This is a genomic window from Pacificoceanicola niger (assembly GCF_048553275.1).
In the GTDB taxonomy this organism is placed as follows: domain Bacteria; phylum Pseudomonadota; class Alphaproteobacteria; order Rhodobacterales; family Rhodobacteraceae; genus Pacificoceanicola.
Genome location: NZ_JBLZMW010000038.1, coordinates 1 through 10,560 on the forward strand (window position 1 = coordinate 1; position 10,560 = coordinate 10,560).

Sequence of the window (10,560 nt, forward strand, 5' to 3'; positions counted from 1 at the left end):
CAGCATCGAGGAGGCCCAACACTTTGCCACCCTAGTGGCTCTCGACTTGCAACACCGACCGCCCGAACATGGGCATCTGCGGCATCACGCCCGCAATGAAACTGAAAATGGCTGCGTAAGTTCTACGACCACGTCCCCTTAATAACGCGAGGATTACCATGGTGCAGACCCAGCGCCATGAACACATCGGTCCCGGTCTCCGTCCACCACTGGTATTGATAGCCAACCTCCGATCCCGGCTCCGTCGGTTCATAGCCCTCGTCGGGCACGGTCGCCTCGGTGACCCAGCCTTCAGGCAGGACACGGGTGCCATCGGCTATCCCACCTTGCAGAATCATTTGCTCGAACCGTGCGTGATCACGCGCCGTCACGGCCAGGCCCGCGCCATAGAATTCGCGGCCGACGTCCTCTGGTCCGTCCATGATCCAATAGGCGCCATGTTCCGCGCCCAAGGGCTGCCACAGCTTCTCTGACATGTAGTCTGCGCCGGTTCTGCCGGTCACACGCTCGACGACGCAGCCCAGAACGCTGGTGTCGAGGGTGGAGTAATTGAACCGCTCATCCGGGGCGGCCGCGCCTTTTTGCGATTCATTTGCAGCATAGTCGCACCAGCGATAGCGATAGCTGACAAGCGCGTTGTCGTGCACCTTGGTCAGCTGCGTTTCGCTGCCGAATTCATACCGCTCTTCCCAATCGACCCCGGATCGCATCCGCCACAAGCCCCGCACCGAGGGGCCGTCGTCTCCGCTAGCCGCCATTTCGGGCAGGTACTTTGTCACCGGGTCATCAAGGCTCTCGATCAGGCCGTCGTTCAAGGTGAGGCCAATCAGCGTGGATGTGTAGGATTTTGCGACCGAGAAGGTCAGAAAACGCGTGTCAGGACCGCTGCCGTTGCGATAGCGTTCGAATACGATGACACCGCCCTTCACCACGATCAGCGCATTGGTCCTTGTCTTTTCCAACGCCCCTTAAAGATCATGGGTCTCGCCGAGGATCGTATATGTCCCGTCGAGGGACACCGGAGATTTCGGCAAGGTCCAGACCATGTCGCCATGGGCGACCGTCCGGGTCGCGAACACCTTGTCCATGTGTTGAAACGTCAGGAAATTGAGGTCAGGCGCAAACATGTTGGCGCGCCCGGACAGCATGGTCGGGCTAAGCCAGCGGCTGGTTGACTCATCTGCATGCGCTGCGCCCGCCAGCCCGACGGCGAGGCCAAGAGTTGCAGAAGAAAGAAATTGCGACGTGAGGCTCATTGCAGGCTCCGATTTGTCAGGGATAACAAGGTTGGCCACACTGCAGCCAACCCTTCGAGCGACAGGTTACTTCTGAATTTCAGTCCAGATGCGGGTATACAGTTCCTGCGTTTCCGGTGCGCAGAGCTTGGTGAAATGGCCCGCCTCCTTGAGGTTGTCCGGGATGACCAGTTCCGGCGCGCCGATCAGCGTCGGATCAAGGTATTCTTCGGACCCTTTGATGCCATTGGCATAACGCGCGAAATTCGAGATCAGCGCGGCGTTTTCCGGGGCCATGATGAAGTTCTGGAACAGCTTGGCATTCTCGGGATTGCGAGCATCGGCGAGAACCGCGACGGTATCCTGCCAGACGGGATAGCCCTCTTTCGGGTAGCCATAGGCGAATTTATCGTTGTCTGTGCGCACCCGCATCGACGCGCCATTCCAGAAGATCGAGCCGAGGATGTCCTCGTTGATGAATTTCTCGAAGGCGGGATAGTCAATGCCGATCCAGCCCTTTTTGGCTTCCAGCATCCCGTCGCGGACGGTCTTGAGGAAGGTCAGATCGTCGGTGCATTGCTCGCCGCCATAGTAGTAGATTGCGATGTTCATGACGTCCTGCATTTCGGGCACGACATTGATTTCGCCGTAAAGCTCTTCGGGGGTATCAAATATGATCGAGGCGGTGTTGATTTCGCCGGAATATTTGCCGGTATGGGCCAGAATTCCGGTGGTGACCCACTGCCACGGCACGGTGTAGTGGCGGCCAGGATCCCAATCCACGTCCACCCATTGCGGATCGACATTGGCAAAGTTTTTCATCTGGTCGGGGCGCGTTTCCATCAACAGGCCTTCGCCGATCCAGACCGGAACAAAACTGTGCGTCGGAACCACGATGTCAAAGCCGTGACCGCCCGCCTTGACCTTGGCCAGGGCCGCGTCAGAGCTGTCATATTCGGTCACGGTGACCTTGACGTCGCAAGTTTCCTCGAACTTCTCGATCAGCTCGGGCGAGGTGTAGTTGCCCCAGTTGAAATTGTTAAATTCGCCTTCGGCGGTGGCGGTTTGTGCGGTCAGCGCCAGAAGCGCGGCGCCGCAGGTCAAGAGCTTGGGATGGGCCATGGTGTGACTCCTCTGTTGGACGGGTCAGTTTTTCTTGTTGGTGAGTATGAAGAAGGCGGACACGATCACGACGCTCAGCGTCAGCATCATCGCCGAGACCGCGTAAACCTCTGGGGAAATGCCGCGGCGCAATTGGCCGAGCATGTAGGTGGGCAGGGTTTCCTGTCCGGCGGATTTCACGAATTGCGAAATCACCACGTTGTCGAGCGAGATGACAAAGGACAACATCAAGCCGCTGAGCACCGCCGGGAACAGCAGCGGCAGGGTGACCCGCCGAAACGTGACCCAGGCATCGGCGCAGAGATCGCCTGCGGCAGCCTCCAGATTGCTGTCCATGCCTTCCAGCCGGGCGCGGATCGGCATGTAGGCAAAGGGAATGCAGAAAGTCGTATGGGCGGCGATCAGATAGCCCAGCCCGCTTACGCCGGTCAGGTTCCAGATCAGGGCAAAGAGGATCAGCAGCGAGACCGTCATCACGATTTCCGACACCATCAGGGGCTGCGAGATCACCAGATAGACCCTTTTGCGCGCCTTGAAGCTTGTCGAACGTGTGGTCGCGATCCCGGCCATCGTTGCAACGGTCGCCGCGACGCTGGCCACCAACAGCGAGCGCAACGCCGCCTCGCGGATCAGCTCATTGTGCAGTGCAGTGCCGTACCACCGCCAGGAAAAGCCTTCCCAGCGGCCCAAGACATCCCCGGCGCTGAACGAATAGAAGATCAGCACGCCGAGCGGCATGTAAAGAAACACGAACCCCAGAATGGCGATGGGCGTGACGCCGGGCATGCGGCGGACGTTGAACTGCGGGCCGGATTTATCCATGGCTGTTTTCCTCTTTGCCGGTGACGGCGACGTAGAAAAAGAGGACCCGACGATCATCAGCAGCAGCGTCAGCGAGAGCGCCGCCCCGAGCGGCCAGGTGCGCCCCTGGCCGAATTGCAGTTCGATCAGCTTACCGATCATCAGGTTGCCGCCGCCCAGAATGCGGGGCGTGACGTATTCTACCAGTGACGGCACAAACACCAGGATCGAGCCGGCGATGACGCCGGGCTTGATCAATGGCAGCACGACACGGCGGTATGCGGCCCAGCGTGTGGCATCGAGATCATAGCAGGCTTCGAGCAGGTCGCAGTCCGGCCGCTCGACCGAGGCATAGACCGGCAGCACCATCAGCGGCAGATCGACATAGGTCATCCCCATGCCGATCGCAAAATCGGTGAACAGGAATTGCACAGGCTCATCAACAAGGCCCGCGCCCAACAGGAATTTGTTCACGATCCCGTCTTTGCGGATGATTTCAAGGATCGCGATGGTCCGGATCAGAAGGCTGGTCCAGAACGGCACGGTGATGAGGAACAGCCAGATATTGCGGGAGGATTTGGGCCGGGTCGCGATGAAATAGGCGATGGGCACGCCAAGCAGCAGGGTCATCAACCGTAGTGAGCACGGAAATCTTGAGCGATCGTAGGAAGATCGACAGATGCGCATCGGCAAAGCCGATAGTGCCGTCAAAGATATCCCGCTGAAACAACACTTCGGTCCAGGCCACGCCGGAAAACTGCCAGACCACGCCGCCATAGGTGTCTTTTTGCAGGAACGTGAACAGCAGAACGATCAGCAGTGGCACCAACGACAGGATCGTGACGATCGTCAGCGCGGGCAAGGACACAGCCAACGGCGCCGGTGACCCGTGCGCTTTTGCCCGGCTACGGCATCCGACAGGCGCTGCGGCGGGGTGGATCGAAAGCTCATTTGGCCACGTCGCTCATGCCGCCACCAGCCGCACGACGTTGCGTGGCACGCTGATCTGGGTCCTGTCGCCGCTGCCGAGCGTCGCAAGCAGCGGGCTGGCGTTTTGCAGCCGTGCAACGATGGGCGCACCGTCATCCAGCGTCATGTGCGCTTGCGTGTCGGTGCCGAGGTAGACCACGGTCTGGACCGTGCCTTCGAAACACATGCAATCGCTGCCCTCGATGGGGGTTCCAAGGCAGATCATCTCGGGCCGGATCAGAGCACTCAGCGTGCCGCCGGATTTCTCCGGGCGGGCAAGGCGCAGCGTATGCTGCCCGGCGATGATAAGATCCAGCGCATCCTCGGTCTCGGCCACGACGCGGGTGTCCCGATAGTTGCTTTCCCCGATGAAGTCCGCGACGAAGCGGTCCGCCGGAGTTTCATACAGGTTCCGCGGCGCGGCGATCTGGTGGATCGCCCCGGCATTCATCACCGCGATCCGGTCCGACATGGTCAGGGCCTCTTCCTGATCGTGGGTGACAAAGACAAAGGTGATCCCGGTTTCCGACTGAAGCCGCTTCAGCTCGGCCTGCATTTCCTTGCGCAGCTTCAGATCCAGCGCCGAAAGCGGCTCGTCCAGCAGCAGAATACGCGGATGCGGGGCAAGGGCCCGGGCGCCGCGCTGTTGCTGTCCACCCGAAAGCGCGGCGATGGGCCGGTCCCCAAAGTGCTCCATCTTGACCAGCGCCAGCATCTTGTCCACGCCCGACGCCACCTAGGACCGCGATTTTCCCAATGTTTCCAGACCAAAGGCGATATTTTGCGCCACGGTCATATGAGGAAAGAGCGCGTAGTTCTGGAACACCGTGTTCACCGGGCGCTTGTTCGGCGGAAGCTGCGTGATCTCGGTGCCGTCGAGAATGATCTTGCCACTGCTTGGAGCCACGAATCCGGCGATCAGGCGCAGCAAGGTGGTTTTGCGCAGACCGAGGGCCCAAAAAGCGTAAGGAACTCCCCCTCCCCGATTGTCAGGTCGGTGCGCTTTAACGCCTCGAAAGCCGCGGCGCCGACCCCATAGGTTTGGGATACGGAATTCAGTTCGATCATTGTGCCATCCTACGATCTTGGTGGATCTCAGCCCTGTTCCGAATAATTCTTATTGACTAAAACTTTTTAGTCGAAAAAAATTTAACAGGCACAAAAGGGTCGTCCCGTGGGAACTTCCAGATTGCCGGTCGATAAAAATTCAGGCACGCCGGGCTTGCGCGATCGCAAAAAGGCAAAGCGGCGCGATGAAATCTTGCTTCATGCCAAAGCCTTATTCGCCGCGCAAGGCATCGACGCCACAACCATGGCCGATATCGCCGAGGCCGCGCAGGTTTCTCCTCCCACGGTGTTCAACTACTTCGGTAACAAGGATGGCCTTCTGATCGCTCTAATCGCCGAAGGTTCGCAAAATGCGATCGCACACGACGTGTCGATGAAGCCGCGCACTGATTCGGATTTTGGCACGATCTTGGTTGATACGCTGGTTTCCGTGTCAGAAGGCACGCTGAACATCGCGGCCAAGCGCGTCTGGCGTTATGCCGAGGCGGCCTGCATCCGCCACCCGGACACCGAGCTTGCGCAGGAATACAAGCGCGTTGATAGCAACTTGCGGCACGCGCTCGAAGTCTTTCTTGGCCACTATCAGATATCCCTGCGCAGCCAGGAACACGGGAACACGGCATTTCTGGCGGAGCTGATCTTTGACATCTGGAACGCGACGTTCTTTGAGCTGATCAAGGATGAATCCCTCGATCTGGCACAGCACAAAGCCCGCCTGTCGGCGCGACTGCGCCCTCTGGCCGCGATGTTGTTTACCGATGCGTTCCTTGCATCCCCCGTCCTGAAACCAACGATGCGCTGAACCATGACCCAAGCCGATATCCTTATCCACAATGCGCGGATCATGACGATGGACAGCGCGGCCCCCACCGCCAGTGCCGTGGCGATCAAAGCCAACTAGATCCTCGCCGTGGGTCGGCATGCCGATCTGGAAGCGCATATCGGGCCGGCTACCGCGTGCATCGACGCGCAGGGCGACACGCTTCTGCCCGGTTTTGTCGAAGCACACATCCACTTGTTCAGCGGCGCCTATGGCCGCAAACTCCTGTAACTGGCCAACGTCCATGGCCGCGAGAACCTCGCCGCCGCTGTGCGTGACTTCGCCGCCACCAATCCGGATGAGGGGCTGCTGATCGCGCAGGGCACGCCTTATGACATCCTTGGTCCAGACATCCAGATGACGCGTCATGCGCTGGATGCGATGGAACCTGACCGTCCCCTGATAGCCTTCGATTTTTACACCGACTGGGCAAACACCCCTGCCCTGCGCGCGGCGGGTTTGCTGGATGGCCGCGACGTGGGCGCTGGCAACGAGGTGGCGACCGGAGAGCTGCGCGAGAAAAACGCCTAACTCCCCGTGCTTGACCTGCGGACCTCCGGCGGGCGGGAAATGCTCGGCATGTCCGGGAGCGAGCCGGAAACCCCGCCACCCCGGAGGAGCGCGCCGCCGATATCGAGGTCCTCAGGGAAGGCATGCGCTACTGCGCCGCGCAGGGGATCACTGCCGCGCACAACATGGACGGCAACCGCTATATGCTTGAATTGCTGCAAGAAATAGAACAGGCGAGTGAGATGGCCTGCCGGGTGGAGGTGCCGTCTCATCTGACCGAGGGCAAGCCGCTCTCCGACCTCGATGAGGCCAGCCGGATGCACGCAGACTTTCACAGCGACATGCTGAAATCCGGCGGGTCAAGATTTTTTTCGACGGCGTTCTGGAAAGCGGCACCGCCGTGCTGATTGACGACTATGCAAACCGCCCCGGCTGGAAAGGCGAGCCGATCTCTGATGCCGAGACCTTCGGCAAGGCCGTGATCGAGATCGACCGCCGGGGTCTGCAAATCTCGGTTCATGCCACCGGCGATGGGGCCGTGCGGATCGTGCTGGACGGCTACGTGGCCGCGCAAAAGGCCAACGGTGCGCGCGACAGCCGCCACCGGATCGAACATATCGAAGTGATTCATCCCGATGATCTTCCGCGCTTTGCCGAGCTTGGCGTGATCGCGTCGATGCAACCGCAGCATCCGCCGGGCACGCTGGACCTGCCGCTGGAGCCGGGAAAATCCGCCATCGGCCCGCACCGGTGGCATCTGGCCTATGCCTGGCGCAGTATCGTCGACGCCGGCGCGCCGTTCTGTTTTTCCTCCGACTGGCCGATCGTCACGCTCGAACCGCTGATCGGCAACATGGCGGCGCAATTCCGGACACCCTGGGCTGAGGGGTTGCCGGATCAACGCCTATCCTTGCAGCAAACGCCGGAGGCCTCCACATGGCGCGGGGCCTATTCCGGGTTCATGGATGATCGCACCGGGCGTATTCGTCCCGGAATTCCGGCTGATCTGGTGCTGCTGAGTGATTACACAGAGGCCGTCTCACAGCATGGAATACCAGGTCTTGGGTCTGTGCTGACGATCTGCGACGGCAGGATCACGCACCGTATCTGAGACTCGCTTGCCCCGTTCCTTTGCCGCGCAATGTCGCAAGACCGCTTAGGCGGTTGAGGCCGCGTGGCCTGAGTGGCAGGTTGACCCGGCACAACCGTTCAAGAAGCGCAGTGTCCGCCGGGATGGGCAAGAGATGAACAAACAACAACCGATCGGTCTGAGCCCGGTGGAAACCCAACCTCTGCATGAGGTTGTTTACCAGCGTTTGCACCACGCTCTCATGTCCGGACAATTCGAGCCGGGACGCAAGCTGACCTCTCGCAAACTGGCCAAGGAACTGGGCACCAGCGACATGCCGGTGCGCTCTGCTCTGCTGCGGCTGCAGGCGCTACACGCGCTGGACCAATTGCCGAACGGGTCGATGGTGCTGCCCGCGATGACACGGGAACGCTTTGACGATTTGATGACATCGCGGCTTGTATGTGAACCGGCCGCCGCGCGTCGGGCCGCCGCCGCGCTGGACCGAAGCGGGCTTTTGAAGCTGCGACAGGTTGCTGTCGCCCTGACCGCGGCCGCCGAAGATCAGGACATCGACTCCTATCTGATCTACAACCACGACTTCAAATTCAGTATCTATCAAGCCTGCGGCTCGCCGTCGCTGCTGTTTCTGATCGAGACACTGTGGCTGCAGGTCGGGCCGTTCCTGCGGCAATTCAGCGGACAGTTCGGCAATGATCTGCGCGGTATTCTGGAGCTGGATTACCACGATGAGATCGTCAAGCGCATCGCGGACGGGGACAGCAATGCCGCCGCCGAGCTTCTGGCGCGCGATATTCGCGAAGGTCATGAGTTTCTGATAGAACACGGACAGTTCGAATAGCCACAATTGGAATCACGTAGTTTGCGCGACGCGCTCCCTGCCAATGCCGTGACAGTCTCCAGTCCTGCCGCACCAGGGCTTCCGGAGTGAGATCCAGGTTCGTGATCGAAAAACTGCCTGACCTCCATCTGACACCAAACGGAGGCCCCGGATGCGACTGGAACAAGCCTATATCGGCGGCGCATCGCAGAAGACCCAAGCCGTGGCAGACCACGATATCATCAACCCCGCGACCGGCGACGTGATCGGCACGATGGCGCGAAGCGGCGCGGCGCGCCTTCGGCTCCTGGGCGGAAACCACGGTAGCCGAGCGCAAGGCGGTTCTCGAACGGGTGCTGGCCTGCTACGAGGCGCGCATGGGCGATCTCGCCGCCGCGATGACCCGCGAGATGAGCGCACCGGCAACGATGTCCGCGGCCTCGCAGGTCGGGGCAGGACAAGGGATCTGAAAGACTTCGTCGCCGCAATCGACAAGGTCCACTGGGTCAGCACGCCGGATGTCGGCGACTGTTCCGACCGGATCGTGATGGAACACAAGGGCGTCGCCGTCCTGATCACGCCGTGGAACTGGCCGATGAACCAGATAACCCAGAAGGTCGGCGCGGCGCTTGCGGCGGGCTGCACGATGGTGCTCAAACCCTCCGAACTGTCGTCGCTATCGGCGCAGATCTTTGCGAAAGTCATGCATGATGCCAAGGCCTTGCCAACCCTGTGCAGGGACCGCGCCCTTGCCGCCGCCAGGGCGATGGAGGCGATGGGCGAGACGCGTAGGGACGATCCGTCATGGGTGGACGTATTGCCGATTGCGATCAAGGATCTGCACGATGTGGCCGGGGTGCGGACCACCTATGGATCGCCAGTCTATGCCCACAATCTGCCGGATAGCTCGGACGACATGGTCGAGCGGCTGGAGGCCAAGGGCGCCATCGTCATCGGCTAATCCAACACGCCGGAATTCGGCGCGGGCGGCAACACGTACAACCAGATCTTTGCGCTCACTGTCACGCCGTAGGACACACGCATGACCGCCAGCGGCTCGTCCGGTGGATCGGTCTTGCTGCGCTCGCACGTGCGGTTGCCGAGGATCTCGCAAAGCCCGTCGCGATGGGCCACACGCGACGGATTCGTGGCTTAACGGGGATCAGAGGCAAGCGCGGCCAGATCCGGCGCGCGACACAGAGCGGCAAACTGTCGGTCATTGCCGCAGGCGATGACCAGATGGACATCCGAGCTGGGAAACACCTGATACGGCACAATATTCGGATGCGCATTGCCGAGCCGGCCCGGCACAACACCGCCCGGAAGAAAATTCGTCGCCTGATTGGCCAGCACGCCGTCGCCGCAGTCCAGCAGCGACAGATCCACATGGTGTCCAAGACCCGAGCGCGCCCGATCCGTCAGCGCGGCCTGAATGCCGATCACACCATAAAGCCCGGTAAAGATGTCGATCCAGGCCATGCCAACCTTCTGCGGCTCGCCCGTCGGGGCGCCGGTCAGGTCCATGATCCCGCACATGCCCTGCACCAGAAAATCGTACCCCGGCTGCGCGGCGAGCGGGCCGTCGTGCCCGAACCCGGTCACAGAGGCATAGATCAGTCCGGGGTTCACAGCGTTCAGGCTATCGTAGTCCAGCCCGAATTTCCGCAGACCGCCAACCTTGAAGTTCTCGACCAGAACATCGGCCTCGGCAATAAGCTCCTTGAGACGTTCAAGATCCGCCGCATCCGAGAAATCACAGGTCACGGAGGTCTTTCCACGATTGGCCGCGTGGAAATAGGCGGCGGTGGTTTCCATGCCGCCCTTCCCATCGGGCCGCTCGACAAAGGGCGGTCCCCAGCGGCGGGTGTCATCGCCTTCGGGCGCTTCGACCTTGATCACCTCGGCCCCGAGGTCCGCCAGCGCCTGACCGATCCAGGGACCGGCCAGAATGCGTGCCAACTCGACAACCCTCAGGCCCTTCAGCGGAGCATCGGCAGTCACGCTAGCCCCCTCATGCGAACGCCTGCAGATCCGTGATCGCCCGACCAAGGATCAAGGCATGGACGTCGTGCGTGCCCTCGTAGGTGTTGACCGTTTCCAGGTTCTGGGCGTGGCGCATGACGTG

At 60.9% G+C, this 10,560-nt stretch carries 11 protein-coding genes and 4 pseudogenes; 8 read left to right on the forward strand and 7 right to left on the reverse strand.

The window, feature by feature from the left end; all coding sequences use genetic code 11:
- Positions 1 to 119: pseudogene (locus ACN2XU_RS23835) on the forward strand (IS3 family transposase); the annotation flags it as partial.
- A 3-nt stretch (positions 120 to 122) separates the two neighbouring features.
- Here the strand turns inward: ACN2XU_RS23835 and ACN2XU_RS23840 are convergent.
- From ACN2XU_RS23840 to ACN2XU_RS23865, 6 genes and pseudogenes are all read right to left on the reverse strand, one after another.
- Entirely contained in the window at positions 123 to 962 is an 840-nt protein-coding gene (locus ACN2XU_RS23840; protein WP_419412847.1) for a serine hydrolase domain-containing protein, read from the reverse strand.
- 6 nt (positions 963 to 968) lie between these two features.
- Positions 969 to 1,256 carry a hypothetical protein gene (locus ACN2XU_RS23845; RefSeq protein ID WP_419412848.1) on the reverse strand — a complete coding sequence of 96 codons (288 nt, stop codon included), beginning with the start codon at positions 1,254 to 1,256 and terminating at the stop codon, positions 969 to 971.
- Positions 1,257 to 1,472: 216 nt separating this feature from the next.
- Positions 1,473 to 2,357: pseudogene (locus ACN2XU_RS23850) on the reverse strand (extracellular solute-binding protein); the annotation flags it as partial.
- 24 nt (positions 2,358 to 2,381) lie between these two features.
- The gene (locus ACN2XU_RS23855) at positions 2,382 to 3,770 is read right to left on the reverse strand and encodes an ABC transporter permease subunit (RefSeq protein ID WP_419412855.1); all 1,389 of its coding nucleotides are present in this window, start codon (positions 3,768 to 3,770) and stop codon (positions 2,382 to 2,384) included.
- Positions 3,655 to 4,020: a hypothetical protein gene (locus ACN2XU_RS23860; protein WP_419412849.1), complete on the reverse strand. Its 366-nt coding sequence runs from the start codon at positions 4,018 to 4,020 to the stop codon at positions 3,655 to 3,657. Before ACN2XU_RS23860 ends, ACN2XU_RS23855 begins: the two co-directional genes overlap by 116 nt.
- A 102-nt stretch (positions 4,021 to 4,122) precedes the next feature.
- Positions 4,123 to 5,195 (reverse strand): annotated as a pseudogene (locus ACN2XU_RS23865) (ABC transporter ATP-binding protein).
- Positions 5,196 to 5,316: 121 nt separating this feature from the next.
- On the opposite strand from ACN2XU_RS23865, the gene ACN2XU_RS23870 reads away from it, so the two are divergent.
- The 7 genes from ACN2XU_RS23870 (at position 5,317) to ACN2XU_RS24225 (ending at position 9,396) form a co-directional block, all read left to right on the forward strand.
- Entirely contained in the window at positions 5,317 to 5,997 is a 681-nt protein-coding gene (locus tag ACN2XU_RS23870) for a TetR/AcrR family transcriptional regulator (protein ID WP_419412850.1), read from the forward strand.
- Positions 5,998 to 6,105: 108 nt separating this feature from the next.
- Positions 6,106 to 6,246, forward strand: a complete 141-nt coding sequence (locus tag ACN2XU_RS23875; protein WP_419412851.1) for a hypothetical protein — start codon at positions 6,106 to 6,108, stop codon at positions 6,244 to 6,246.
- Positions 6,247 to 6,285: 39 nt separating this feature from the next.
- Positions 6,286 to 6,546, forward strand: a complete 261-nt coding sequence (locus ACN2XU_RS23880) for a hypothetical protein (protein WP_419412852.1) — start codon at positions 6,286 to 6,288, stop codon at positions 6,544 to 6,546.
- A 122-nt stretch (positions 6,547 to 6,668) separates the two neighbouring features.
- Positions 6,669 to 6,932: a hypothetical protein gene (locus ACN2XU_RS23885; RefSeq protein ID WP_419412853.1), complete on the forward strand. Its 264-nt coding sequence runs from the start codon at positions 6,669 to 6,671 to the stop codon at positions 6,930 to 6,932.
- A complete protein-coding gene (locus ACN2XU_RS23890; RefSeq protein WP_419412856.1) occupies positions 6,908 to 7,636 on the forward strand; it encodes an amidohydrolase in 729 nt (242 codons plus the stop codon). Before ACN2XU_RS23885 ends, ACN2XU_RS23890 begins: the two co-directional genes overlap by 25 nt.
- Before the next feature lie 133 nt (positions 7,637 to 7,769).
- Positions 7,770 to 8,456 (forward strand): GntR family transcriptional regulator, encoded by a 687-nt coding sequence (locus ACN2XU_RS23895; protein ID WP_419412854.1) that lies wholly within the window; start codon positions 7,770 to 7,772, stop codon positions 8,454 to 8,456.
- Between the two features lie 151 nt (positions 8,457 to 8,607).
- Positions 8,608 to 9,396, forward strand: coding sequence for an aldehyde dehydrogenase family protein (locus tag ACN2XU_RS24225; protein WP_500797243.1), 789 nt, complete (start codon positions 8,608 to 8,610; stop codon positions 9,394 to 9,396).
- A 107-nt stretch (positions 9,397 to 9,503) separates the two neighbouring features.
- Here ACN2XU_RS24225 and ACN2XU_RS23910 read toward each other — a convergent pair.
- Positions 9,504 to 10,436 (reverse strand): annotated as a pseudogene (locus ACN2XU_RS23910) (CaiB/BaiF CoA transferase family protein); the annotation flags it as partial.
- Positions 10,437 to 10,560: the final 124 nt, after the last annotated feature.